Raw genomic sequence first — 23557 nt, forward strand, 5'->3', positions numbered from 1 at the left:
TCGCTTCGAGACCCGCGTATGCTGCGCGCGGGTGGCTGGGGTCCACATGCCTGTCTCCGAGAAGTCTGCAAACTCCCGGAATCACATGTGTCTCAGCCGCTCAACCCCTTTCGAAACGGCCTCTTAGATCTTGAACTAGCATAGGAAAGCAGACCGCCGAGGGCAATCCATGCCGTTTCCGCTCCATCATAATCAGTCGTTTCACACGACCATTCACGACTGCGTCGCAGCGAGCCCCCATTTCCGGTCGACAGCCAGCGCCAGCCGGCAGTAGCGAACGGGCATGGCCCGGGCGCGAGCAGACAAGGCGGACCTTGATAAACGCACTTTCCTAGACGGTGCCATCTACCTCTACCGCCGTAAGAACTCCAAGCAGGGCAAGTGGGACATCAGGCTCAAGGTGCTGGGGCACAAGGGCTACATCATCCGCAGCAGCGGCACAGCCAACGAACACGAAGCCTATAATCTCGCCCACGAGCTTTATCTGGATTGCTTGGCCAAGCAGCGAGCTGGACGCAGGCTGGACAGCAAGCGCATTCGGGGTGGGATGGTCGTTATTCCTGCCGGTCTGCTTGCGGAACGTTTAGCAGAGAAGGGCAATGACCCGTCGAAGGGCAACATGTTTGCCGAAGACCCGCAGGCTCGGAAGATCATCGAAACCCTTGCGATGAATGCCGTCATGGACGCCGAACGTGCGCTGGGCAATTCTCCGCTGGACGTTTCAGCGCAAAAGGTTGGCTACGATATCCAGTCGCTCGATCCCAAGGCAGGACATTTGCGTTTCATCGAGGTGAAGGGTCGCATCGACGGAGCAGACAGCCGCAGCAGGCTGCGTCTTGGGATCAGGTGCAGTGGTCAGATAGGCCTTGTACTGCTTGAGCAGCTTAAGATCGCGGGCCTCGATGACCTTGTGAATCGCATCCACTGCCCGCTTGGTCTTGGTATGCACCGTATGGACAGGGTTCTTCATTTCCACCTCGAACACATGGTGAGCCAGCTGGATGGCATCGCACAGCACCGTGAGATTGTGATGGGCGTGATAATGGTCGCTTTGCGCATCGTGATGGCATTTCTTACGCTCAACTCAAACCGCACATGACCCGTCCCCGTAAGCGCCGTGCGAAGGTGGAAGGATAAATCCACGGTCAGCTGGTTGTGATCAGGCAGTGTGCTCCAACATGAAGCTCACTGCGGCAGCCAGCACGACCTCCAACAGATGTGCTGAGAACTCCTCGGGAGTCAGTCGGAACTCGGATCGCTGGGGTTCATCCGGATTAGCTGGAGCGTCGACACGTTCGTGTGGAATGCCAAGCGCAGCTATCGTCGCCGGGATGCAGTAAGCACGGCATAGAAACTGCTGGTTTTGCGTTTGGTATGTGGCGGTAAATATTGTCCTGCCAGCACGTATCAAGCGCACTCGCAGATCGCCCTTGTTGGTGCCGGTGAAATAGGCGCTTAGTCCGGTCGGTTCAGTGCAAAACGCCTCCAAAGCACGGACTGCGTCAGCAGCCATTACGTTCGACAGTCTCTCGAAGAAGGCGTCTCTGCTCATAGAGGCATGGTAGCCAAGCACGGAACTGAAGCAATCGGCAATGGCGTCTTGCTTGCGCTGTAACCACCCTAGCAGCGTTCAAGCGGCATCCGCAGCTACTCACGTAGCGGCCAAGCTTGCGCCTCGCACACACATCCGTTATTACAAACGTATGAACGCGACCATCAAGCTCACCAAAGTCGGCAACTCCACGGGCGCTGTGTTCCCCAAGGAACTGCTGGCGCTCTTGCGTGTGGGGCCGGGCGATACGCTCTATGTCAGCGAAACCCCAGACGGCGGCGTTCGCTTGACGGCCTGCGATCCTGCGTTCGAGGCTAAGATGGCTGCTGCCGAGAAGATCATGCGTGAAGATCGCGACATTCTCCGCGTTCTTGCTCAGTGACCAGCAGCGACAACGCTGAGCCAACGTGGATCGAGGTCGAGGTGGCCTTGGCGATCCATGACCGACAATTGGCCGAACACGGCGGTTTGTCGGGGCTACGCGATGCAGGTGGATTGGCATCGGCGCTAGAGCGTCCCCGAAACAAATGGAGCTATGGCGAGACAGACGCCTCTGAACTCGCAGCTGCCTACGCATACGGCCTTGCTCGCAACCATCCCTTCGCTGACGGCAACAAACGGACAGCATGGGTGCTGGCCCGACTGTTCCTCGCCCTGAATGGCCAGACGCTGCAATTTGCCCCTGAGGATGCAGTGCACACGGTTATGGCTTTGGCTGACGGAACGCTAAGTGAAGAAGCGTTGGCGGACTGGTTCAGAGCTCATTTGATCAAAGCCTGACGCAGCAATGGCGTCTAGCCTGCGCTGTAACCGCCCTAGCAGCGTTCAAACACCATTTTGAGCTACTCACGTAGCGGACCGCATGGTCGGCGGCGCTAAGGTGCTGTTTTTCTGGCTGTGCTGCACGGTTGAGCACGGTTGCCTACGGTGAGCTGAGACCTCTGCCTTTTTCAAAGTGGCGCTCAGATAAAAACTCTTAACTTCAATATCTTGAGCGTCTCAAAAATAAGCGAATCATAAGCAACCGGAAAATCGGGGTAATTTTTCTCAACCCTTTCAACAGCTTGTAATAGCGTTTTGCCCTCCGAAGGCAGAGGTCACAGGTTCGAATCCTGTCGGGTGCGCCATCCCCCAAAGCCCACTGAATAGGTCGGCTGCGTTCTGACGCGGCATGGCGTTATTGTCCTGTGCATGACGCGTGCCGGGCGGGTGTGGTGCGACGCATCTTGCGCTAGATTGTAAGCAACAAAAACAACGATTCGCTGGAGTGGGAGCTCATGCCGGGTCCGTCGCCTTGGGATATCGACCGGATCGCCGCCGCCGATCTGCTTAACCTGCTGCGCGGCGCGCGGGAGGAGGAATGGCTGGGTCTCGCGACCGAAGCGCTCAGCCGCCATCGGCGCCAGGCGAGTGAGTGGGCGGCCAAGCGGGTCCATCGCGCCGCGATCGAGGCGCTGGAGGCCGGATCTTCGCGCAGCTTCCATCGTCACGATGCGATCTGGGCCGACGGCTTCCGCGCCGCCGAACAGTGCCTGTGCCAGTCAACGCCGGCAGAGCTGCTGGGCGCGGGGTCGCCCGAGCCGGTGAGCCAGGGACAAATGCTGCGTGCCCTGATCCGCACCGCCAAGGCCGCCAAGACCGCCAAAGCCGAAGCCTGACGCATCCGCGGCGGTGAGACCCCGGGGGCCATCGGGCCCGATCGACGGATGGGCTCAACGGGCAGGGGGGCTTGCCGCAGCCCATCCTGCGGGCCATCGTGACCCTGCCCGCGCGCACGGATCGGCCCAGGTCGACGCCGGGGCCGCGCCAAAGCCAAAGAGGAGAGGTCGATGGTCATGCCGCTGGTCGAACTGTCAATCGCCGCCGCCACCTTCGTCGGGACCCACTTCCTGCTCTCGCACCCGCTGCGCGCAGCATTGGTGGCGCGGCTGGGAGAAAAGGGCTTTGCCGGGCTCTATGCCGTGGTCGCGCTGGCGAGCATGGCCTGGATGGCCCATGCGTTCCGCGCAGTCCCGCCCGGGGAGGGGCCGCTGTGGGACGGAACCGGGAACGGGATCTGGGGCCTGGCCTCGGTCCTGATGCTGCTGGCCGCAGTCCTGATGGTGGGATCGCTGCGCGGCAATCCGGCCCTGCCCGATCCGCGCGCGGGGCAACTGGCCAAGGCCCCGGTGCGCGGCGTGTTCCACATCACCCGCCACCCGATGATGTGGGCCTTCGCGCTGTGGTCGCTGTCGCACGCGCTGGTGGCGGCGACACCCCGGGTGCTGATCCTGACCGCGGCGATTGCCGTGCTGGCGCTGGTCGGCGCCGCACTGCAGGATCGCAAGAAGGCCGCGCAGATGGGGTCGGACTGGCAGGACTGGGCCAGCCGCACCCACTTCTGGCCCCGGCCGGACGGCCTCCTTCGGGCCGGGGCGGTCGCCTGGCTGGGCGGCGGCGTGCTGTGGCTGGTCGCAACCTGGGCCCACATCCCGCTGGCCTATGTCCCGGCCGGCCTGTGGCGGTGGATCGCCGCCTGATCCGGCCGCGCTGGCACGGCCGGGCACGCTTGCAGAGAGCGGCGCGGGGCGGCAAGAGACCGGCATGACCACCCCGCCCACGCTTGTCCTCACCACCGGGGGCACGATCGACAAGGCCTATTTCGATGCGCTCAGCGAGTACCGCATCGAGGACAGCGCCGTTCCAGCCCTGCTCGCCCGCGCCCGGGTGACCGCGCCGTTCCGCGTCACCGAACTGATGCGCAAGGACAGCCTGGAGCTGACCGATGCCGACCGTGCGCTGGTCGTGGCCGCCGTGCGCGAGGCGCCGGAAGCGCGGATCGTGGTGACCCACGGCACCGACACGATGACCGAGACGGCCCGCGCCATCGCCGCCGCCGTGGCGGGCAAGACCGTGGTGCTGACCGGCGCCCTGGCCCCGGCGCGCTTCGCCGAGAGCGATGCGCCGTTCAACCTGGGCATGGCCTTTGCCGCCGCCCAGACCGCCGCGCCCGGGGTGTGGATCGCGATGAGCGGACAGGTGTTCGACGGTCTGAAGGTGCGCAAGGATCGCGAGGCCGGCCGGTTCGTCCCGGCCTGAGGCCGCCCGGCCGCTCAACCGAGCCGACGTGCGGCGGCGATTGGCCGGAATCTTGCTTACCCGCTTGAAGTGCCCGGAACCCCCGCCTAAACCTGCGGCCATGACCGACGCTTCGCCCGCGCTCGCCGATCGGCAGCCCGTCCCCGGCCCGACCTCCGGAGGATCGGGCAGTGCGTTCCAGCCGATCCCCCAGGGCGGTCTGGAAGTGGTCTCGATCGCCAAGAGCTATGACAAGCGGGCCGTGCTGACCGATATCTCGCTGTCGGTCGGCAAGGGCGAGGTGCTGGGCCTGCTCGGGCCGAACGGCGCCGGCAAGACCACCTGCTTCTATTCGATCATGGGGCTGGTGCGGCCGGATTCGGGGCGTATCCTGATGGACGGGATCGATGTCACCAACCTGCCGATGTACCGCCGCGCGGTGCTGGGCCTGGGCTATCTGCCGCAGGAAACCTCGATCTTCCGCGGGATGACCGTGGAACAGAACATCGCCTGCGTGCTCGAGCTGAACGAGCCCGACGAGGCGGTGCGCGCCAGCGAGCTGGAGCGCCTGCTCGACGAGTTCGGCCTGACCCGGCTGCGCGCCTCGGCCGCCATGGCGCTGTCGGGCGGCGAACGGCGACGCTGCGAGATTGCCCGGGCGCTGGCGGCCAAGCCTTCGATCATGCTCCTCGACGAGCCCTTCGCGGGGATCGATCCCCTGTCGATCAGCGACATCCGCGAGCTGGTCAAGGACCTCAAGCAGCGCGGCATCGGCGTGCTGATCACCGATCACAACGTGCGCGAGACACTGGATATCGTCGATCGGGCCTGCATCATCTATGGCGGACAGGTGCTGTTCGCGGGCAGCCCCGAGGCGCTGGTCGCCGACGAGAACGTGCGGCGACTCTACCTGGGCGAAAGCTTCACGCTGTGAGGTTTGCGGGGTGAACGGGACCGGGGGGCGGCGCGTGGCCTTCGACAGGCTCAGGCTGAGCGGACGAGGGTGCGACAGGATTTCGCCGAACCGACAGCTTGGCCGGGAATCCGCTGGGGCTGAGCCTGGCGAAACCCACGCGCGGCGGGTGATCTAGCCGCAATGGGCCTTGGTCCCCGCCTTGACCTGCGCCAGTCCCAGTCGCTGGTGATGACGCCGCAGCTGCAGCAGGCGATCAAGCTGCTGGCGCTGTCGAACCTCGAGATCGAGACCTTCATCGGCGAGGCGCTCGAGGCCAATCCCCTGCTCGAGGTGGGCAGCGGCGCGGCCGAGGTGGCCTTGCCCGAAGCGGAGGACCTGCGCCGCACCACGCTGGAATCCTCGCCGGTCGACCAGCTCATCGGCGAAGGGCGCGCGGCCGACGATCGTCCGCTGGACATCGATCCCGCCACGCTCGACCGCGATCGCGACACCGGCGACGGGGATGCGGCGACAAGCGACTTCGGTGGCGACTTCGGCACGGCCTCCGGCCCGCTGGGCGGCGGGGGCGAAGAGGGCCCCGACATCGGCGAGCGCGGCGCGGCCGAGCAGACCCTGGCCGAGCATCTCCATGCCCAGGTCGGCCCGGTGGCGCGCGATCCCGTCAGCGCCTTCGTGGCCCACGCGCTGATCGACCAGCTCGACGAGGCGGGCTACCTGACCCTGCCGCTGGCCGAGGTGGCGAGCGACCTGGGCGTGACCGCGGCCGAGGCCGAGGCCGGGCTGCGGGTGGTCCAGTCGCTCGATCCGACCGGCGTGGGCGCGCGCCATCTGGGTGAATGCCTGGCGCTGCAGGCGCAGGAGGCCGATCGCTACGATCCGTGCATGGCGCGCCTGCTCGACAATCTCGAGCTGCTGGGGCGCGGCGAGCTGGCACGGCTCAAGCGGCTGTGCGGGGTGGACGACGAGGACTTCGCCGACATGCTGGCCGAGCTGCGCGGCTATGATCCCAAGCCCGGGCTGCGCTTTGCCACCGGCGGGGGTGAGCCGGTGGTGCCCGACGTGCTGGTGCGCGCCCGGACCGATGCCCAGGGGCGCTTCGTGGCCTGGGACGTGGCGCTCAACCAGGCGACCCTGCCGCGGCTGGTGATCAACCGCAGCTACTATGTCGAGCTGCGCGGGACCTGCGCCGACAAGGCCTCGCGCGGGTGGCTGTCCGAAAAGCTGGCCGACGCCAACTGGCTGGTCAAGGCGCTGGACCAGCGGCAGAAGACCATCCTCAAGGTGGCGGCCGAGATCGTCACCCAGCAGGACGGGTTCTTCCGCCACGGCGTCGCCCATCTGAAGCCGCTGACCCTGCGCACCGTGGCCGAGGCGATCGGCATGCACGAATCGACCGTCAGCCGCGTCACTTCCAACAAGTACCTGAACTGCGCGCGCGGCACGTGCGAACTGAAATACTTCTTCACCTCGGGCGTGGCCTCGGCCGACGGCGAGGGCGCCGTCTCGGCCGAGGCGGTCAAGGCGGCGATCCGCCAACTGATCGAGGCAGAGGACCCCAAGGCGATCCTGTCGGACGACACGCTGGTCGATCTGCTCAAGGACAAGGGCTTCGACCTGGCCCGCCGCACCGTGGCCAAGTACCGCGAGGCCATCGGCCTGGGCAGCTCGGTCCAGCGGCGGCGGCAGAAGGCCCTGGCCGGGATGCGCTGAGGCCCCCGAAGCCCACCCGGCGAATGCGCCCCGCCATCCCACCGTGCCGGCGATCAGCCCGGCAACAATAGCTGCGCTTATTGTTGTGTGATGTTATAAAATTACAAAAAGAATTGCTGTTCGGCTTCACTTGCCGTAACGTCAACCTGTCCGGACACCTGCCCAAATCCGCCTCACGCCGTGGGGCGGCTCAAGAAGAGAGGTGTGCCATGACTTACAGCCGTACCCATCGGCCGGCCGACCGGATCGCGACCCTCGTCGCGGTCGGGGCCCTGCAGGCCGCAGCCTTCTATGCCCTGATCGCCGGCTTCACCGTGGCGTTCACACCGGTCGACAATCCCTTGCCGATCCGCGCCACCAATTCGCCCCTGCCACCACCCGAGGCGCCGGAGACCCCGGTGCGGTCGCGGCCGCACGAGCGCGACACCATCACCACCGTGACCCCGATCAAGCCGGTGATCCCCACCGTTGTGCCGACGCCGACCATCATTCAGGATCCGCCGATTCCTGTCTCCATCGATCCGCCCGCGCCGAAGACGATCCCGGAGGTCAGGCCGGCGGGGACGTCGGCCCTGGCGCTGCGTCCACGGCCGCTGGGACGGCCGGGTGAATGGGTGACCGAAGCCGACTATCCGACCAGCGCGCTGCGGCTGGACCACGCCGGCACGGTGGGCTTCGTCCTGACCGTCTCGGCAAAGGGGCGGGTGACCGGGTGCGAGATCACGCGGTCGAGCGGCTTCGCCGAGCTGGATGCCGCGACCTGCGCCCTGCTGCAGCGCCGGGCGCGGTTCGAGGCCGCCCGCGACGCCGCAGGCCAGCCCGCGGCCGGAACCTATGCCAACGCGGTGCGCTGGCAGCTGCCGGACTGACGGCCGAACCGGTCCACCGCGGCGGTGCGCGCCGGGCTCGCGGCCCGGCGCGCACAGGTTCAATCCCCGTCGATGAAGTTGCCGAGCGCGCCGAGGACCGATCCCTCGCCGCGGTTCGAGCCACCTCCGCCGGGCATGGCCGTGGCGATGACCCGGCCCGCCAGGCGGGCGAAGGGCATCGACTGGATCCACACCTTCCCGGGCCCGCGCAGCTTGGCGAAGAACACGCCTTCCCCGCCGAACAGCATGGTCTTGACGTTGCCGGCGCGGACCACCTCGAACTCGACCCCGGCGGTGAAGGCGGCGACGCAGCCGGTATCGACGTGGAGCTCCTCGCCGGGCCGCAGGTCGCGCTCGATCACGGTGCCGCCCATCTGGACGAAGACCCAGCCATCGCCGTCGAGGCGCTGCATGATGAAGCCCTCGCCCCCGAACAGGCCGGTCATGATGCGCTGCTGGAAGAAGATGCCGAGCTGGACGCCCTTGGCGGCGCAGAGAAATGCGTCCTTCTGGCAGATCAGCGTGCCGCCCAGTTCATCGAGCTTGATCGGCAGGATCGCGCCCGGCACCGGGGCGCCGAAAGCGACGCGGGCCTTGCCGCTGCCGTTGTGAGTGAACACCGTGGTGAACAGGCTTTCCCCGGTGACCAGCCGCTTGCCCGCCCCGATCAGCTTGTCCATGAAACTGCTCTCGGCCCCGCGCCCGTCGCCGAACACCGTGGTCATGCCGACCGCGGCGTCCTTCCACACCATGGCTCCGGCCTCGGCCACGGCGCTTTCGCCGGGATCGAGCTCGATCTCGACGAATTGCAGCTCCTGGCCCTTGATCTCGAAATCGATGTCGTCGGCAACGCCGCTGCGGCGCAGGTGCGTCCAGGGAGAAGAGGACATGCAAGGCTCCTACAAAAGGGTTGGGCGTGCGCCCCGGAGGAATGACGGACCACGGTCCCTAGGCCATGGACGAAAACACCCGATTAACGGCCATCCCACCCCGCGGTCAGACGCTGGTCAGGCCTCCAGCTCGACGTCCCAATACAGCCAGTCGCGCCACGTCTCGTGCAGATAGTTGGGCGGGAAGCCGCGGCCGCGTTCCTGCAACTGCCAGGAGGTCGGCCGGATCGGTTCGATCAGCAAGGGCATCTGCGCCTGCCGGGGGGTGCGCCCGCCCTTGCGCATGTTGCAGGGGGCACAGGCCGTGGCGACGTTTTCCCAGCTGGTCCGTCCTCCCAGCCGGCGGGGGATGACGTGATCGAAGGTGAGGTTGTGCGGGCTGCCGCAGTACTGGCAGCTGAACCGGTCGCGCAGGAACAGGTTGAAGCGGGTGAAGGCGGGAAACTCGCTGGGCTTCACGTACTGGCGCAGCGCGATCACCGAGGGAATCTGCATCGACCAGTTGGGCGAGTGGACCTCGCGCTCGTAAGTGGCGACGATGTCCACCCGTTCGAGGAACACCGCCTTGATCGCGGTCTGCCACGGCCAGAGGCTGAGCGGATAGTAGGACAGCGGGGTGTAATCGGCGTTGAGGACCAGGGCCGGGCAATTGGCGAGATTCCGGGAGGGATCCTCCTCGGCGCTGCGGAAACGGGCCGCGCGATCGATCAGCTCGCCCTTGAGCATGACCTCTCTTGGCAATCCGGCGTGACGGTTTCGCGACAGCGCATGGCCCGATCATGCATCTGCGGCGCGGAGGGTCAAGCCCCGCCCCCACCCCCGGACGGCCGACAATCCACAACTCGCGACGGATCGCGGAACGCTCTATGGCACGGGCGATGATCCGCACCCGCTTTGCCCCGAGTCCGAACGGACCGCTGCACCTGGGCCACGCCTATGCCGCGGTGGTGGCGCATGACCTGGCCCGCGCCGCGGGTGGCGAGTTCCTGGTGCGGATCGAGGATATCGACGGAACCCGCAGCCGGCCCGGACTGGCCGCGGCCTTCCTGGCCGACCTGGCCTGGCTGGGGTTGCGCTGGGACGGGGTGGTGGCGCACCAGTCGGACCGCCTGGACAGCTATGCCAGGGCCGCCGGGCGGCTGCGGGACATGGGCCTGCTCTATCCCTGCACCTGCACCCGCGCCGAGGTGCTGGCCGCCGATCCCGCGATGGGTCCCGAAGGCCCGGTCTATCCGGGCACCTGCCGCGGCCGCCGCGATGCGCCCGCGGGGGCCGCCTGGCGCCTGGACGTGGCGGCCGCGCTGGCCCGGACCGGCCCGCTGACCTGGATCGACGCGGTGGCCGGCCCGCAATCGGCACGCCCGGAACGGCTGGGCGACGTGGTGCTGGTGCGCAAGGATGCCCCGGCGAGCTACCATCTGGCCGTGACCCTCGACGATGCCGCCCAGGACATCACCCTGGTGACCCGCGGTGCCGACCTGTTCGCCGCGACCCATATCCACCGCCTGCTGCAGGCGCTGCTCGATCTGCCGGTGCCGCGCTGGCACCATCACGGCCTGTTGGTCGAGGCCGACGGGCGCAAGCTGGCCAAGCGCCGCGGCTCCCCCGCGCTCGCCGATTTGCGGCAGGTCGACGCCACGGCGGACGGCCTCGCCCTTGCGAACAGCTTGCGCGAGGGCCAGATCCCTGCTGGTCTTTCGCTGGCTGCAACCCTAGATGGTGACCCATGATCTATATTCTTGTCCCCGCGATCGTGATCCTCATGGCGATGGTCGTGGTCAGCCTCGTCAAGGGCATCGTCGCCTTCCTGAACAGCACCCGCACCGACCTGGAACGGGGCGACGCCCCCGGGGCGAGCGAGATGCAGTTGCTGCAGAACAAGATGATGTTCGCGCGGATCAAGTACCAGGCCGCCGCCGTGCTGGTGGTCGGGGTGCTGCTGGCGGTCAGCAAGTCCTGATCGCAACCCTTGGTCAAGCTCAACAAGATCTACACCCGCACGGGTGACGACGGCACGACCGGGCTGGTCGACGGGTCGCGCTGCGCCAAGCATGCCGCGCGGATGGAGGCGATCGGCGCCGTGGACGAGGCGAACAGCGCCATCGGGCTGGCCGCCGCGGCCACCGGGACGGCCGGCCACCTGGCCGCGCTGGTCCGGATCCAGAACGACCTGTTCGATCTGGGGGCCGATCTGGCCACCCCGGGCGAGGACTTCACCCCTTCGCCGATGGTGCTGCGCATGGTGCCCGGCCAGGTCGACTGGCTGGAAGGCGCGATCGACGGGATCAATGCCGATCTGGCGCCGCTGACCAGCTTCATCCTGCCCGGCGGCAGCGAGGCGGCGGCCCGGGTCCACGTGGCCCGCGCCGCGGTGCGCCGCGCCGAGCGCCGGATGGTGGCCCTGGCCGCCGAGGCCCCGGTCAATCCGGCGGCCCTGGCCTATGCCAACCGCCTGTCCGACTACCTCTTCGTCCTCGCCCGCGCGCTGAACGGCAACGGGGCCGAGGACGCGCTGTGGGTGCCCGGCCAGAACCGCTGAAGGCCCAGAACCGCTGACGGCCCAGAACCGCTGACCGCCAGGCTTGCGCGCACTGGATTTGCCCCGTGCGGCGGGCTAACGCGCGCCGCGAAGGAGCATTCACCATGACCACGATCGCCGTTATCGGTGCCGGCCTGATGGGCTCGGGCATCAGCCAGACCGCCGCCCAGTTCGGCAACCGCGTTCTGCTCGCCGATGTCAGCCTGGCCCAGGCCGAACAGGGCAAGGCCGGGATCGAGAAGACCCTGACCCGGCTGGTCGCGCGCGACAAGATCGCGGCGGACGAGGCCGAGGCGCTGCTCGCGCGGATCGTTCCGACGGTCGACTATGCCGCCTTCGCCGAGGCCGAATTCGTGATCGAGGCGGCCACCGAGCGCGAGGAGATCAAGCAGGCGATCTTCGCCAAGGTCGGCGAGGTCCTGGCCCCCGGGGCGATCCTGGCGTCCAACACCAGCTCGATCCCGATCACCCGGATGGCCGCCGCCACCCGCGATCCGGCCCGGTTCATCGGCCTGCACTTCTTCAACCCGGTGCCGCTGATGCAGTTGATCGAGGTGATCCCGGGCCTGGCGACCGGGGCGGAAACCCTGGCGCGGACCCGCGCCTTCGCCGAAAGCCTGGGCAAGACCGTGGTGCAGAGCCAGGACGCGCCAGGCTTCATCGTCAACCGCATCCTGGTGCCGATGCTCAACGAGGCCTGCTTCGTGCTGGGCGAGGGCACCGGCGGCGTGGCCGATATCGATGCCGGAATGAAGCTGGGCGCCAACCACCCGATGGGCCCCTTCGAGCTGGCCGATTTCGTCGGGCTGGACACCTGTCTCAGCGTGATCAGGGTCCTGTTCGCCTCGACCGGGGACGCGCGCTACCGCCCCGCCCCGCTGCTGCAGAAGTATGTCGAGGCGGGCTGGCTGGGGCGCAAGACCGGCCGCGGGTTCTACGACTATTCGGGCGAAGTGCCGGTCCCGACCCGCTGAGGACGGGAACCGGGGGCCGGTCCGGCGCTTTGATCGGGGGAATCCGTTCCAGCGGCCCGATCCAGGGCCTGATCAAGGGATTGCCCCCGATGCCCTCCTTTCCGACGCCCCCTGCTGCTGCCCCCGCCACTACCACGCCACTGTCGGCCGGCGAGGCTCCGGACCGCGTCCATGGCGAACAGGACGACGAGGAGGCCCAGGCCCAGAGCGTGTCCGGGCAGGCCTATCACCGCCAGGCGCCAGGGCTGGACGAGACGGTCAAGGTGCCGGGCGGAACCCCGGCCGACGATGTGCCCGATCTGGTCGACCGCATGCGCCAGATGGATTCGAGCGGCCTGATCGACATGAGCGCCTTCGCCGGCGAACGGAACGATGATGACGAAGACGGCCGCTACGGCCCGGCCGCCGAGGAGGAATAGCCGCCGAGGAGGAATAGCGGTCCCGCCGCCGGGCGGGTGCCTGGCTCACTGGTTTTCGGGGAAGTCCGGGCCCTGCGGCGGCGGTGGGGCCACCATCGGGCTGCCCTCGGCCGGGGCGGCGGGGGCGTTGGCAGCCCCGTTGCCGCCATCATTGCCGGGCGTCGGGGACACGGCCGGGGGGGTCGGCTCTTCCTGGGTGTACCAGGTGCTGGCGGCGATGCTGGGTGAGGGGCTGGGGCGCGGTGTGGTCAACGGCGCGGCGCTGGGCAGGGCCGGGGGCGGCACCACCTGATCGGCCGGCCCGCCCGGGCCGACGAACAGCGCAACAATGAACAGGAAGGCAAAGACGATCACGATCGTCAGGCGCGGATTGAGAGTGCCGTTCATTGGGAATCGATCGCCCAGGGGTCGGCCGGCGGCGGCGTCTGCGACGCGGCACGGCCCGTCAGTCCATCGGCCGTGGCCACGCGCGAGGCGAGGAACAGGATCCCCCCGGCCCACCACAGGGCGGACCACCGGCTGCGAAAGACTCGGGTGACGCGCGGCAACAGCATGATTCCGGCCTAGCACGGGCAGGTTAACGATCCGCTAGAGCCTGTCCTGTTTAGGCCTGGCCCTCGGCGGCCTCGCGCTGCAGCGCATAGAGCAGGTCGAGCGCCTCGCGCGGGGACAGGGCATCGATGTCGAGCGCGGCCAGCCGCGCGCGGAGCGCCTCGCCCGCGGGTGGCGCCGACGGGGCGGCGGGTGCCGCCGCGAACAGCGGCAGGTCGCCCAGTCCGGCGGCCAGCCCCCCGCTTTCGGCGCGCCCCTTTTCCAGCCGGTCCAGCACGGCACGGGCGCGGCCGATCACCCCCTGGGGAACCCCGGCCAGCCGCGCCACGGCAAGACCGTAGGAGCGGTCCGCCGGGCCTTCGGCGAGTTCGTGCAACAGCACCAGATCGCCTTTCCATTCGCGCGCCCGGACGTGGTGCAGCGACAGCGCGGGGCAGGTTTCGGCGAGCCGGGCGAGTTCGTGATAATGCGTGGCGAACAGGCAGCGGCTGCGGTTGGTGCCATGGACCGCCTCGGCCACGGCCCAGGCCAGGGCCAGCCCGTCATAGGTCGACGTGCCGCGCCCGACCTCGTCGAGGATGACGAAGCTGCGTTCGGTCGCCTGGGCGAGGATCGCGGCGGTCTCGACCATTTCGACCATGAAGGTCGAACGCCCCCGGGCCAGATTGTCCGAGGCCCCGACGCGGCTGAACAGCCGGTCGACCAGACCGACCGTGGCGGCGGTGGCGGGGACGAAGCTGCCCGCCTGGGCCAGGAGCACGATCAGCGCGTTCTGGCGCAGGAAAGTGGACTTGCCGCCCATGTTCGGACCGCCGATCAGCCACAGGCGATCGTCGGGAGAGATGGTGCAGTCGTTGGCGACGAACCGCTCGCCGCGGGCCGCGAGCGCCGCCTCGACCACCGGATGGCGGCCGCCGCTGACCGTCAGGCACGGTTCGGCGACAATCTCCGGGCGGCACCAGTGGCCCTCGGCGGCGCGCTCGGCGAGGCCGGCGGCAACATCGAGCCGGGCCAGCGCCGCGGCCGTCGCCGCGATCGCCTCGCGGGCGTCGATCGCCAGGGCAACCAGTTCGGCGAAGTGCGCCTCCTCGGCCGCCAGGGCATGCCCCCCGGCCTCGCCGATGCGGCTGGCTTCCTCGTGCAGGGCCAGGGCATTGAAGCGCACCGCCCCGGCCATGGTCTGGCGATGGGTGAAGCCGCTGTCCGGGGCCATCAGCCGGTCGGCATGGCGGGCCGGGACCTCGATGAAATAGCCGAGCACGCCGTTGTGGCGGATCTTCAGCGCGGCGACACCGGTTTCGTCGCGGTATCGCGCCTCCAGCGCGGCGATCGCGCGGCGGGCGTTGCCGGCGGTCTCGCGCAGGGCATCGAGCGCATGGTCATAGCCCGCGGCGATGTACCCGCCCTGGCCGCGTTCGGTCGGCGGGCTGGGCACCAGCGCGCGGGCGTAGCGATCGACCAGGGCGCCATGGCCCCCCAACTGCGGCAGCAGGGCATCAAGCAGGGGCGGGCGATCCGCGGTGCGGAGCAGGTGATCGCGGATGCGCCGCGCGCCATCGAGCCCATCGCGAATCTGCCCGAGATCGCGCGGCGAGCCCCGCCCGGCAACCGCCCGCCCCAGCGCCCGGCCGATATCGGGCAGGGCGCGCAGGGCGCCGCGCAGATCGGCGCGCAACAGCGGATCGTCGTGCAGCCAGCCGACCAGCGCGACCCGCGCGGCGATCGCCGCGGCATCGGTCAGCGGGGCGGACAGGTCCTCGGCCAGTTGCCGCGCCCCGGCCCCGGTGACGCAGCGGTCGACCGCATCGACCAGGCTGCCCTTGCGCCCGCCGCCGCTGGCCTCGACGATCTCGAGGCTGGCCCGCGTGGCCTCGTCCATCGCCAGGTGGGCTGCCCCGGCCCGCGCCACCGGCGGCAGCAGCAAGGGCAGACGACCCCGGCCGACATGGTCCAGATAGGCGACCAGCCCGCCCGCAGCGGCGAGCATCGGCCGGGTGAAGGTGCCGAAGCCGTCGAGCGTGGCCACCCCGTGCACCCCGCAGAGCCGCGCCGTGCCGGATTCGCTCTGGAATTCGCGCGGGGGGCGCGGGATCGCACCCGGGGGGGCCTGCTCCCACCCTTCGGGCACGACCAGTTCGCTGGCGCCGAGCCGGGCGAGCGCGGCACCGAGCCGGTCGGGCGGGCATTCCTCCAGCTCCATGCGCCCGGTCGACACGTCGCAGGCGGCGATCCCGACCTGGCCGCGCAGATCGCAGGCGGCCGCCAGCACATTGGCACGGCGCGGTTCGAGCAGGGCTTCCTCGGTCAGGGTCCCGGCGGTGACGAAGCGGACGATGTCGCGCGCCACCAGGGCCTTGGACCCGCCGCGCTTCTTCGCCTCCTCGGGGCTCTCGACCTGTTCGGCGATCGCCACCCGGCAGCCCGCGCGGATCAGGCGGGCCAGATAGCTTTCGGCCGAATGGACCGGCACCCCGCACATCGGGATCGGTTCGCCCAGGTGTTCCCCGCGCGAGGTCAGCGCGATGTCGAGCACCTGGGCCGCGGTGCGGGCATCGTCGAAGAACAGCTCGAAGAAATCCCCCATCCGGTAGAACAGCAGGCAATCGGCGGCCTGGGCCTTCAGCGCCAGATACTGGGCCATCATCGGCGTGGCGCCGGCGGGAATCGCGCTGGGGGGATTCTCGGGGGACGGCTGGGGCATGCGGCGGTGCTATCGCTGCACCGGGCGCTTGGGAATGGGGCCTACGCCGCTTTCCCCTATCCTCTCGCCGCGACACACGATAGGGCGCGAGGGACAGCCAGACGGGAGGCCCCATTGTCCGAGGAAAGCAACGTCCGTTTCACCGAACGCGAGGCGCTGTTCTACCACAACACGATCCGGCCCGGCAAAATCGAGATCATCGCCAGCAAGCCGATGGCGACCCAGCGCGACCTGAGCCTGGCCTATTCGCCGGGCGTCGCCGTGCCGGTCCGCGCGATCGCCGAGGACCCGGCCGCGGCCTATGACTACACCGCCAAGGGCAACCTGGTCGCGGTGATCTCCAACGGCACCGCCATCCTGGGGCTGGGCAACCTCGGCGCCCTGGCCTCCAAGCCGGTGATGGAAGGCAAGGCGGTGCTGTTCAAGCGCTTCGCCGACGTCGATTCGATCGACATCGAGCTCGCCACCGAGGACCCGCAGGCCTTCATCGACGCGGTCACCCTGCTCGAGCCGAGCTTCGGCGGGATCAACCTGGAAGACATCAAGGCCCCCGAGTGCTTCATCATCGAGCAGGCCCTGCGCGAGCGGCTGAAGATCCCGGTGATGCACGACGACCAGCACGGCACCGCGATCATCTCGGCCGCGGGCCTGGTCAACGCCTGCCATCTGACCGGGCGCGAGCTGAAGGACGTCAAGGTGGTGGTCAACGGCGCCGGCGCCGCGGCGATCGCCTGCACCGAGCTGATCAAGGCCATGGGCGTGCGGCACGACAATGTGATCATGTGCGATCGCCAGGGGGTGATCTATCGCGGCCGCCAGGAGGGCATGGACCAGTGGAAGAGCGCGCACGCGGTCGACACCCCGGTGCGCACGCTGGAAGAGGCGGTGATCGGCGCGGACATCTTCCTCGGCCTGTCCGCGGCCGATGCGCTGAAGCCCGAATGGGTCAAGAAGATGGCCCCGCAGCCGATCATCTTCGCCATGGCCAACCCCGATCCGGAAATCACCCCGCCCGCGGCCAAGGCGGTGCGGCCTGACGCGATCGTCGCCACCGGCCGGTCGGACTATCCCAACCAGGTCAACAACGTCCTGGGCTTCCCCTTCATCTTCCGCGGCGCGCTCGACGTGCGGGCGACGGCGATCAACGAGGAAATGAAGATCGCCGCGGCCGAGGCGATCGCCGCACTCGCGCGGGAACAGGTGCCCGAGGAAGTGGCCGCGGCCTATGGCAAGAACCACACCTTCGGGGTGGACTACATCATCCCGGCGCCGTTCGATCCCCGGCTGATGGAGGTGGTCTCCTCGGCCGTGGCCAAGGCGGCGATGGACACCGGGGTGGCGCAGAAGCCGATCGAGGACTTCGAGGCCTATCGGCTGAGCCTGAAGGCCCGCCTCAACCCGACCACCTCGGTCCTCACCAACGTCTATGCGCAGGTCCGCGAGAATCCCAAGCGGGTGGTCTTCGCCGAGGCCGAGAACGAGGTGGTGCTGCGCGCCGCGATCCAGTTCCGCGACTTCGGCTATGGCACCCCGGTGCTGGTCGGCCGGACCGAGGCGGTGCGCGCCAAGCTGGTCGAGCTGGGCGTGGGCAATCCCGACGGTTACGAGATCCACAACTCCAACGTCTCGCCGCTGGTGCCGGACATGGTGGCCTATCTCTACGAACGGATGCAGCGGCGCGGCTTCCTGGAGCGCGACGTGCGGCGGATGGTCAACCAGAACCGCAATGTCTTCGCCTCGCTGCTGGTCGCGCTGGGCCATGGTGACGCGATGATCTCGGGCCTGACCCGGACCTTCTCGCAGACCCTGCGCGAGGTCCGCCGGGTGCTCGATCCCAAGCCGGGCCACGTGCCCTTCGGCGTGCATCTGATGGTGGCCAAGAACTACACGGTGTTCCTGGCCGACACGACCGTCAACGAGCGCCCCTCGGCCGAGGACCTGGCCCATATCGCGGTAGAGACCGCCGCCGTGGCCCGGCGCATGGGCCACGATCCGCGCGTCGCCTTCCTGTCGTTCTCGACCTTCGGCAACCCGATGGGCAAGTGGGTCGAACCGATCCGCGGCGCAGTCGCCCTGCTCGACGCGATGGAGCCGGGGTTCGAGTACGAAGGCGATATCGCCCCCGATGCCGCGCTGAACCCCAAGGTCATGGCGAACTATCCGTTCTGCCGCCTGTCGGGCCCGGCCAACGTGCTGATCATGCCCGGACTGCAATCGGCCAACATCTCGGCCAAGCTGCTGCGCGAACTGGCCGGCAACGCGGTGATCGGGCCGATGCTGATCGGCATGGACAAGCCGGTGCAGATCGCGCCGATGACCGCGCTGGCGCCCGATATCCTGACCCTGGCGGTCCTGGCGGCCGGCGGCGTGGTCGGCTGAGGCGACCCGCCGATCCCCGGAACGACGACGGGGCGGGCGCAGGCGCCCGCCCCGTTTCGTTTGGCCCGAGCCGTCCCGGTCAGGAGGCCAGGGCGAATTTCGCCGAGGGTGCCGCCGCCCGTACCGGCTTGCCGCGCCCACCGGTCTGGAACACCGCCACGCGCTGACGCAGCATGCCGGCCTCGGTCGAGAGGCTGCGCGCTGCGGCGGTGGTCTCCTCGACCATGGCGGCGTTCTGCTGGGTCGCGCTGTCCATCTCGTTGACCACCTGGGACACCTCGCGCAGGCTGGCGGCCTGGCGATTGGCGGCATCGGTGATGTCCTGGACGCGTCCGGCGATGTCGGAAATGCCGGTGACGATCGACTGCAGCATCTGACCGCTGCTGTTGACCAGGCCGACTCCGCTGACCACCTGTTCCGAGCTGGCGGTGATCAGGCGGCGGATTTCCTCGGCAGCCTCCTTCGACCGGTCGGACAAGGCGCGGACCTCGTTGGCGACCACGGCGAAGCCCTTGCCCGCCTCACCCGCGCGGGCCGCTTCGACCCCGGCGTTGAGCGCCAGCAGGTTGGTCTGGAAGGCCAGGCCGTCGATCGTGCCGATGATCTGGACGATCGCCCGGGCCGAGGTTTCGATCTCGCTCATGGCGGTGATGGTCTGGGCGACGACATCGGCGCTGGCGCGGGCCTCGTCCTGGGCCGAGACGATCGCGGTGGCCACCTCGAGCGAATCCTGCGCGGTGCGCGACACCAAGGCCGTGACCTCGTTGAGCGCATGGGCCGCGGCCTCGAGCCGGTTCGCCTGATGCTCGGTCCGGTGGGCGAGGTCACCCGCGGCGGCATGGATCTCGTTGGCCCCGCAGGACACGGTCTGCGAGGTCTCGCTGACCTGCACCAGGGTTTCGCTGAGCGCCTCCATCGTGCGGTTGAAGGCCACCCGCAGCCGTTCGTAGTCGGCCGCCATCGGATGGTCGATGCGATAGGACAGGTTGCCGTCGGCCAGCTCGGTCAGGGCATCGTCAAGGCGGGCGACCACTTCCTGCTGCTCACGCTCGTGCGCGATCCGGGTGTGGAGCGCGTCGCGGAAGACGCGCGCGGCCTCGAGCATGGCGCCGATCTCGTCATCCTGGGCGGCATGGGGCGAAGCCTCGCCCAGATCGACGTCGATCTGGCCATTGGCCATCTGCCGCAGGACCCCGGCGGTGTTCTCGATCGGGCTGATGATCTTGCGATCGAACAGGCGCACGCCCGCCACCAGCACGCCGATCACGGACAGCGCGATCACGCTGAGCAGAATGCCCACGATCAGCAGGGTCGACTGGCTGGACTGCACGAGCTGGCCCTGCTGGTCGGCCGCGCCGGCCACCAGAGCGTCGACCGCCTGGCGATGTTCGCCATAAAGCCGGCTGAGGTTGTTGTAGGACGCCAGCACGCCATCGCGGTTGTTCGCCCGCAGGGCCGGGACGAACTGGGTGTCGACCTCCTGCCAGAAGGCCTTGCCCGTGCTGATCACGCGGGGCACCAGCGTGGCCTTGAGCGCGCTGGTCAGATCGCTGTTTTCCCAGACCTGGGCGCGTTCGTTGAACTGCCTTTCCAACTGGGCGAGCCGTCCGGCATGGCCTTCGGCAGAACCGGGCGCGCCGATGCCATCGGCGGTCGCGGCGACGGCCTGGGTGGTTTCGAGATAGGATTCGATCACGTAGAGCGGCGGCGGCAGGATATCGGCCGTCAGGTCGCTGAACTGCTGGTTCACCCGGTGCATCGGCCCCCCGAACCGGATCTGCTGGATGGCGATCCCGGTCACCAGAATGGCGATCAAAATGGCGCCGACCAGTATGGCGCTGCCCTTGCGGCTGGTCCGCTTGAGTGACATTCGACGAATCCTACGGCTGTTGAAGTGCGATCCCGGCAGCGTCCTACAATCGTTTTGCATACGGTTTCGCACATGGCCGGATCGGTATTTCGCCTTATTTGTCACCCCGGGCCTGACACTGGCGGATGGACAGGCGATCACCCCAAGGCGCCGCTTGCGATCACGGTTTGCCGTGCCTAAGCCATTGATCGTGTTCGAAGCCTTCCTGACCTCCAGCGCTGTCGTCGCCCTTGCCGAGATCGGCGACAAAACCCAATTGCTGGCCATCATCCTGGCAACCCGGTTTCGCCGCCCGTGGGAAATTGTCGCCGGAATCCTGTGTGCGACTCTGGCCAACCACTTCCTGGCCGCGCTGCTGGGCGAGCAGGTGGCCAATCAGCTCGACGGCAAGGCCTTCCGCTATGCGGTCGCGGTCTCGTTCATCGCCATGGCGGGCTGGACCCTCGTGCCGGACCGGATGGACGACGATGCGCCCCGCGAATCGCGGTTCGGTGCGTTCCTGACCACCCTGGTGGCCTTTTTCCTGGTCGAGATGGGGGACAAGACCCAGATCGCCACCATCGCATTGGGGGCCCGCTTCCACAGCGTGCTGGCGGTGATGGCGGGCACCACCCTGGGCATGATGGTGGCCAATGTGCCGGCGGTGTTCCTGGGCGAAGCGCTGATCGCGCGGGTGCCGCTCGGGGTGGTGCGGGGGCTCGCCGCGCTGCTGCTGCTGGCCGTGGGCCTGTGGGTCCTGGCCCAGACCGCGGGCGTCCTGCCGGGCTGATCGGCCCGCCGGAGACGGCCATCACGGGCGGCGGGCCGGTGGGGCGGTGTCAGGCCCCAGCCCGACTCAGCGGCGCCGAAAGCGGAAGTACCACACCTCATGGCCCAGCCGCCGGGCCTTGGCCTCGTAGCGGGTTTCCGGCCAGCCCCCGGGACGATGCTGGAAGTCCCCGGGCTCGGTGCAGAGCCATTCGAACAGGTCGCGGTGCCGGCGCATCACCATCAGCGCGTGGCGCAGGTAGACCGGGTGATCGGTGCCGAAGCGGAATTCGCCCCCCGGCTTGAGCTTGTCGGCGATCAGCCGCACCGGCCCGTCGTTCATCATCCGGCGCTTGGCATGGCGGGCCTTGGGCCAGGGATCGGGATGCAGCAGATAGACGAAGGACAGGGCGCCGGCCGGAACCCGTTCGAGCACCTCGATCGCGTCGCCATGCTGGATCCGGACATTCGCCAGCCCGGCATCGCGGACATGGACCAGGGCCTGGGCCACCCCGTTGATGAACGGCTCGCAGCCGATATAGCCATGATCGGGCAGCAGATCGGCGCGATAGGCCATGTGCTCGCCCCCGCCGAAACCGATCTCGAAATGCAGCGGCCGCGGCTCGCCGAACAGCCGCTGCGCCGTGATCGGCCCGTCCGTAGGGACCGCGATCTGGGGCAGCAGCCGATCGACCAGCTCTTGCTGGCCCTGCCGCAGGGGCTTGCCCTTGGCGCGCCCGTAGAGGCGGTTGATGGTGGTTGGATCGCCTGCCTTGTATGCCGTCATGGCGGCGGCCTTAGTCGGCCCGCGCCATGAAAGCCAGACGTGTGGCGCCACAACGGCAAACGGCCCGCCTCCCCCCACGGAAGCGGGCCGTTGCCCTGTCGAGCGCCGCCGGGGGCGGCGTGACGAATGGGCGGTGGGACGTCAGGCGGCTTCCATCTGATCGTTGGGATCGCGCAGCACATAGCCGCGGCCCCAGACGGTCTCGATATAGTTCTCTCCGCCGCAGGCATGGGCCAGCTTCTTGCGGAGCTTGCAGATGAACACGTCGATGATCTTCAGTTCGGGCTCGTCCATCCCGCCATAGAGATGGTTGAGGAACATTTCCTTGGTCAGCGTGGTGCCCTTGCGCAGCGAAAGCAGCTCGAGCATCGCATACTCCTTGCCGGTCAGGTGGACCCGCGCGCCATCGACCTCGACGGTCTTGGCATCGAGGTTGACTGACAGCTTGCCGGTGCGGATGACCGACTGCGAATGGCCCTTCGACCGGCGCACCACGGCATGGATGCGGGCGATCAGCTCTTCGCGGTGGAACGGCTTGGTCACATAGTCATCGGCGCCGAAGCCGAATGAGCGGACCTTCGAATCCATCTCGGCAATGCCCGACAGGATCAGCACCGGGGTCTGCACCTTGGCCACCCGGAGCTTCTTCAGCACGTCGTAGCCGTGCATGTCGGGAAGGTTCAGGTCGAGCAGGATGATATCGTAATCATACAGCTTGCCCAGGTCCAAACCTTCCTCACCGAGGTCGGTCGAATACACGTTGAAGCCCTCGGCCGTGAGCATCAGCTCGATGGCGCGGGCCGTTGTCGGCTCGTCCTCGATCAGCAGCACTCGCATGGGTGTCCCCTTTATGCCCCTTTACCCGACACACCCCAACGGCTGGGGTCTTTCCGGCAATTAACCATGTGACCTATGAAAGAGAAAGGTTAATTTACCGTAAAAGGGAGATTACCCTTCGTTTTGATCTTATTTGCTACGCCTTCGGGGTAGAACGTTCGGCGGAGATTGGCCCGCGCCGCGACAAGGGACGGTCAATTCACGGGCTGGACCAGCGCCGGCAGCGGATGGAAGGCCGCAGCATTGACCGCGAACCCCGATTGACCGGGCCGCGCCAGCGACCAGCGGATCGGGGCGCCGAGCGGCAGGAACAGGGCCGCGCCCGACGCCTGGGCTTCGACCGCGGCGAGCATCGCGGCGCGGCGGTCCGGGTCGCGTTCGGCCCGCGCCTGGGCCAGCCGCGCATCGAGGGTGGCGCTGCAGATGGTGCGGCGCGCGGCGCAGGACAACTGGTTCAGGTACCACAGCGCGCCCGGATAGCGGGCCACCAGGTCCAGCAGGCGCAATTCGGCCGGAGCGCCCTCGGCAACGCGGGTCAGGGTCACGCCGATCGTCGCGACATCGGCGGCGAGCCGGGAAAACACGGCATCGGCCGCCGGACCGTCCGGCCAGGCCAGCCGCAGCGCCGGCAGGGCACCGCCGTTGCGGGTCCGGGCCCGGGCGACCCGGGCCGAAGCCTCGGCCCGGCGCGCCTCGAGCGGCCAGCCGGTCCAGACCGGCGGAGCGGCAGTGGGCGGCGGCGCGCCGCCGGTTGAGGC

General features: G+C 68.3%; 25 protein-coding genes and 1 pseudogene. 16 read left to right on the forward strand and 10 right to left on the reverse strand.

Translation table 11 applies throughout. From position 1 onward, the window contains the following. Positions 1 to 283: 283 nt before the first annotated feature. Positions 284 to 1099: a DUF3883 domain-containing protein gene (locus H7F49_RS19655; protein WP_235982287.1), complete on the forward strand. Its 816-nt coding sequence runs from the start codon at positions 284 to 286 to the stop codon at positions 1097 to 1099. Positions 1100 to 1159: 60 nt separating this feature from the next. Here the strand turns inward: H7F49_RS19655 and H7F49_RS17030 are convergent, their stop codons facing one another. Beyond that, positions 1160 to 1552, reverse strand: a complete 393-nt coding sequence (locus H7F49_RS17030; protein WP_185684770.1) for a hypothetical protein — start codon at positions 1550 to 1552, stop codon at positions 1160 to 1162. A gap of 151 nt (positions 1553 to 1703) precedes the next feature. Here H7F49_RS17030 and H7F49_RS17035 point away from each other — a divergent pair, with 151 nt between their 5' ends. From H7F49_RS17035 to H7F49_RS17070, 8 genes are all read left to right on the forward strand, one after another. Then, positions 1704 to 1934, forward strand: a complete 231-nt coding sequence (locus H7F49_RS17035) for an AbrB/MazE/SpoVT family DNA-binding domain-containing protein (protein ID WP_185684771.1) — start codon at positions 1704 to 1706, stop codon at positions 1932 to 1934. Continuing rightward, positions 1931 to 2332, forward strand: coding sequence for a type II toxin-antitoxin system death-on-curing family toxin (locus tag H7F49_RS17040; RefSeq protein WP_185684772.1), 402 nt, complete (start codon positions 1931 to 1933; stop codon positions 2330 to 2332). Before H7F49_RS17035 ends, H7F49_RS17040 begins: the two co-directional genes overlap by 4 nt. Positions 2333 to 2829: 497 nt before the next feature. Further along, positions 2830 to 3210, forward strand: coding sequence for a hypothetical protein (locus tag H7F49_RS17045; protein WP_185684773.1), 381 nt, complete (start codon positions 2830 to 2832; stop codon positions 3208 to 3210). A gap of 171 nt (positions 3211 to 3381) precedes the next feature. Continuing rightward, a complete protein-coding gene (locus H7F49_RS17050; RefSeq protein WP_407940323.1) occupies positions 3382 to 4071 on the forward strand; it encodes an NnrU family protein in 690 nt (229 codons plus the stop codon). Positions 4072 to 4135: 64 nt separating this feature from the next. After that, positions 4136 to 4630: an asparaginase domain-containing protein gene (locus H7F49_RS17055; RefSeq protein WP_185684774.1), complete on the forward strand. Its 495-nt coding sequence runs from the start codon at positions 4136 to 4138 to the stop codon at positions 4628 to 4630. Between the two features lie 100 nt (positions 4631 to 4730). Further along, complete coding sequence (lptB, locus tag H7F49_RS17060) at positions 4731 to 5543, forward strand: LPS export ABC transporter ATP-binding protein (protein WP_235982288.1); 813 nt, start codon at positions 4731 to 4733, stop codon at positions 5541 to 5543. Positions 5544 to 5705: 162 nt separating this feature from the next. Continuing rightward, positions 5706 to 7235, forward strand: coding sequence for an RNA polymerase factor sigma-54 (rpoN, locus tag H7F49_RS17065; RefSeq protein ID WP_185684775.1), 1530 nt, complete (start codon positions 5706 to 5708; stop codon positions 7233 to 7235). A 209-nt stretch (positions 7236 to 7444) separates the two neighbouring features. Beyond that, the gene (locus tag H7F49_RS17070; RefSeq protein WP_185684776.1) at positions 7445 to 8104 is read left to right on the forward strand and encodes an energy transducer TonB; all 660 of its coding nucleotides are present in this window, start codon (positions 7445 to 7447) and stop codon (positions 8102 to 8104) included. A 59-nt stretch (positions 8105 to 8163) separates the two neighbouring features. Here H7F49_RS17070 and H7F49_RS17075 read toward each other — a convergent pair whose 3' ends face one another. Together H7F49_RS17075 and H7F49_RS17080 are read right to left on the reverse strand one after the other, a co-directional pair. Beyond that, positions 8164 to 8994 carry an AIM24 family protein gene (locus H7F49_RS17075; protein WP_185684777.1) on the reverse strand — a complete coding sequence of 277 codons (831 nt, stop codon included), beginning with the start codon at positions 8992 to 8994 and terminating at the stop codon, positions 8164 to 8166. A 117-nt stretch (positions 8995 to 9111) separates the two neighbouring features. Then, a complete protein-coding gene (locus tag H7F49_RS17080; protein ID WP_185684778.1) occupies positions 9112 to 9720 on the reverse strand; it encodes an HNH endonuclease in 609 nt (202 codons plus the stop codon). A 152-nt stretch (positions 9721 to 9872) separates the two neighbouring features. Here H7F49_RS17080 and gluQRS point away from each other — a divergent pair, with 152 nt between their 5' ends. The 5 genes from gluQRS (at position 9873) to H7F49_RS17105 (ending at position 12926) form a co-directional block, all read left to right on the forward strand. After that, positions 9873 to 10724, forward strand: coding sequence for a tRNA glutamyl-Q(34) synthetase GluQRS (gluQRS, locus tag H7F49_RS17085; RefSeq protein WP_185684790.1), 852 nt, complete (start codon positions 9873 to 9875; stop codon positions 10722 to 10724). After that, positions 10721 to 10954, forward strand: coding sequence for an HIG1 domain-containing protein (locus H7F49_RS17090; protein WP_185684779.1), 234 nt, complete (start codon positions 10721 to 10723; stop codon positions 10952 to 10954). Before gluQRS ends, H7F49_RS17090 begins: the two co-directional genes overlap by 4 nt. A gap of 9 nt (positions 10955 to 10963) precedes the next feature. Then, positions 10964 to 11533, forward strand: coding sequence for a cob(I)yrinic acid a,c-diamide adenosyltransferase (locus H7F49_RS17095; RefSeq protein ID WP_185684780.1), 570 nt, complete (start codon positions 10964 to 10966; stop codon positions 11531 to 11533). Between the two features lie 104 nt (positions 11534 to 11637). Continuing rightward, a complete protein-coding gene (locus tag H7F49_RS17100; protein WP_185684781.1) occupies positions 11638 to 12507 on the forward strand; it encodes a 3-hydroxyacyl-CoA dehydrogenase NAD-binding domain-containing protein in 870 nt (289 codons plus the stop codon). 89 nt (positions 12508 to 12596) lie between these two features. After that, the gene (locus H7F49_RS17105; RefSeq protein WP_235982289.1) at positions 12597 to 12926 is read left to right on the forward strand and encodes a hypothetical protein; all 330 of its coding nucleotides are present in this window, start codon (positions 12597 to 12599) and stop codon (positions 12924 to 12926) included. Between the two features lie 45 nt (positions 12927 to 12971). On the opposite strand, the gene H7F49_RS17110 is transcribed toward H7F49_RS17105, so the two are convergent. Genes H7F49_RS17110 through mutS form a run of 3 tightly spaced genes read right to left on the reverse strand, consistent with a single transcriptional unit; the run spans position 12972 to position 16179 of the window. Then, complete coding sequence (locus tag H7F49_RS17110) at positions 12972 to 13313, reverse strand: hypothetical protein (RefSeq protein WP_185684782.1); 342 nt, start codon at positions 13311 to 13313, stop codon at positions 12972 to 12974. After that, positions 13310 to 13480 carry a hypothetical protein gene (locus H7F49_RS17115; RefSeq protein WP_185684783.1) on the reverse strand — a complete coding sequence of 57 codons (171 nt, stop codon included), beginning with the start codon at positions 13478 to 13480 and terminating at the stop codon, positions 13310 to 13312. The genes H7F49_RS17110 and H7F49_RS17115 overlap by 4 nt, the downstream gene beginning before the upstream one ends. A 50-nt stretch (positions 13481 to 13530) precedes the next feature. Then, positions 13531 to 16179 carry a DNA mismatch repair protein MutS gene (gene mutS / locus H7F49_RS17120; RefSeq protein ID WP_456237913.1) on the reverse strand — a complete coding sequence of 883 codons (2649 nt, stop codon included), beginning with the start codon at positions 16177 to 16179 and terminating at the stop codon, positions 13531 to 13533. A 114-nt stretch (positions 16180 to 16293) separates the two neighbouring features. On the opposite strand from mutS, the gene H7F49_RS17125 reads away from it, so the two are divergent. Next, the gene (locus tag H7F49_RS17125; protein ID WP_185684784.1) at positions 16294 to 18558 is read left to right on the forward strand and encodes an NADP-dependent malic enzyme; all 2265 of its coding nucleotides are present in this window, start codon (positions 16294 to 16296) and stop codon (positions 18556 to 18558) included. Positions 18559 to 18637: 79 nt separating this feature from the next. Here the strand turns inward: H7F49_RS17125 and H7F49_RS17130 are convergent, their stop codons facing one another. Further along, the gene (locus H7F49_RS17130) at positions 18638 to 20428 is read right to left on the reverse strand and encodes a methyl-accepting chemotaxis protein (RefSeq protein ID WP_185684785.1); all 1791 of its coding nucleotides are present in this window, start codon (positions 20426 to 20428) and stop codon (positions 18638 to 18640) included. Between the two features lie 172 nt (positions 20429 to 20600). Between H7F49_RS17130 and H7F49_RS17135 the strand changes: the two genes are divergently transcribed. Further along, positions 20601 to 21197, forward strand: a complete 597-nt coding sequence (locus tag H7F49_RS17135; RefSeq protein WP_328806835.1) for a TMEM165/GDT1 family protein — start codon at positions 20601 to 20603, stop codon at positions 21195 to 21197. A gap of 66 nt (positions 21198 to 21263) precedes the next feature. On the opposite strand, the gene trmB is transcribed toward H7F49_RS17135, so the two are convergent. From trmB to H7F49_RS17150, 3 genes and pseudogenes are all read right to left on the reverse strand, one after another. Then, entirely contained in the window at positions 21264 to 21962 is a 699-nt protein-coding gene (trmB, locus tag H7F49_RS17140) for a tRNA (guanine(46)-N(7))-methyltransferase TrmB (protein ID WP_185684787.1), read from the reverse strand. Between the two features lie 141 nt (positions 21963 to 22103). Further along, positions 22104 to 22799 (reverse strand): response regulator transcription factor CtrA, encoded by a 696-nt coding sequence (ctrA, locus tag H7F49_RS17145; protein ID WP_185679895.1) that lies wholly within the window; start codon positions 22797 to 22799, stop codon positions 22104 to 22106. Between the two features lie 194 nt (positions 22800 to 22993). Further along, positions 22994 to 23557: pseudogene (locus tag H7F49_RS17150) on the reverse strand (ABC transporter substrate-binding protein); the annotation flags it as partial.

Source organism: Novosphingobium aerophilum (assembly GCF_014230305.1).
GTDB classification, from domain to species: Bacteria; Pseudomonadota; Alphaproteobacteria; order Sphingomonadales; family Sphingomonadaceae; genus Novosphingobium; species Novosphingobium aerophilum.

Coding starts and splice junctions, on each gene's coding strand:
- H7F49_RS19655 (WP_235982287.1), top strand. CDS start 284: ATGGCCCGGGCGCGAGCAGACAAGGCGGACCTTGATAAACGCACTTTC.
- H7F49_RS17030 (WP_185684770.1), bottom strand. CDS start 1,552: ATGAGCAGAGACGCCTTCTTCGAGAGACTGTCGAACGTAATGGCTGCT.
- H7F49_RS17035 (WP_185684771.1), top strand. CDS start 1,704: ATGAACGCGACCATCAAGCTCACCAAAGTCGGCAACTCCACGGGCGCT.
- H7F49_RS17045 (WP_185684773.1), top strand. CDS start 2,830: ATGCCGGGTCCGTCGCCTTGGGATATCGACCGGATCGCCGCCGCCGAT.
- H7F49_RS17050 (WP_407940323.1), top strand. CDS start 3,382: ATGGTCATGCCGCTGGTCGAACTGTCAATCGCCGCCGCCACCTTCGTC.
- H7F49_RS17055 (WP_185684774.1), top strand. CDS start 4,136: ATGACCACCCCGCCCACGCTTGTCCTCACCACCGGGGGCACGATCGAC.
- lptB (WP_235982288.1), top strand. CDS start 4,731: ATGACCGACGCTTCGCCCGCGCTCGCCGATCGGCAGCCCGTCCCCGGC.
- rpoN (WP_185684775.1), top strand. CDS start 5,706: ATGGGCCTTGGTCCCCGCCTTGACCTGCGCCAGTCCCAGTCGCTGGTG.
- H7F49_RS17070 (WP_185684776.1), top strand. CDS start 7,445: ATGACTTACAGCCGTACCCATCGGCCGGCCGACCGGATCGCGACCCTC.
- H7F49_RS17075 (WP_185684777.1), bottom strand. CDS start 8,994: ATGTCCTCTTCTCCCTGGACGCACCTGCGCCGCAGCGGCGTTGCCGAC.
- H7F49_RS17080 (WP_185684778.1), bottom strand. CDS start 9,720: ATGCTCAAGGGCGAGCTGATCGATCGCGCGGCCCGTTTCCGCAGCGCC.
- gluQRS (WP_185684790.1), top strand. CDS start 9,873: ATGATCCGCACCCGCTTTGCCCCGAGTCCGAACGGACCGCTGCACCTG.
- H7F49_RS17090 (WP_185684779.1), top strand. CDS start 10,721: ATGATCTATATTCTTGTCCCCGCGATCGTGATCCTCATGGCGATGGTC.
- H7F49_RS17100 (WP_185684781.1), top strand. CDS start 11,638: ATGACCACGATCGCCGTTATCGGTGCCGGCCTGATGGGCTCGGGCATC.
- H7F49_RS17105 (WP_235982289.1), top strand. CDS start 12,597: ATGCCCTCCTTTCCGACGCCCCCTGCTGCTGCCCCCGCCACTACCACG.
- H7F49_RS17110 (WP_185684782.1), bottom strand. CDS start 13,313: ATGAACGGCACTCTCAATCCGCGCCTGACGATCGTGATCGTCTTTGCC.
- H7F49_RS17115 (WP_185684783.1), bottom strand. CDS start 13,480: ATGCTGTTGCCGCGCGTCACCCGAGTCTTTCGCAGCCGGTGGTCCGCC.
- mutS (WP_456237913.1), bottom strand. CDS start 16,179: ATGCCCCAGCCGTCCCCCGAGAATCCCCCCAGCGCGATTCCCGCCGGC.
- H7F49_RS17130 (WP_185684785.1), bottom strand. CDS start 20,428: ATGTCACTCAAGCGGACCAGCCGCAAGGGCAGCGCCATACTGGTCGGC.
- trmB (WP_185684787.1), bottom strand. CDS start 21,962: ATGACGGCATACAAGGCAGGCGATCCAACCACCATCAACCGCCTCTAC.
- ctrA (WP_185679895.1), bottom strand. CDS start 22,799: ATGCGAGTGCTGCTGATCGAGGACGAGCCGACAACGGCCCGCGCCATC.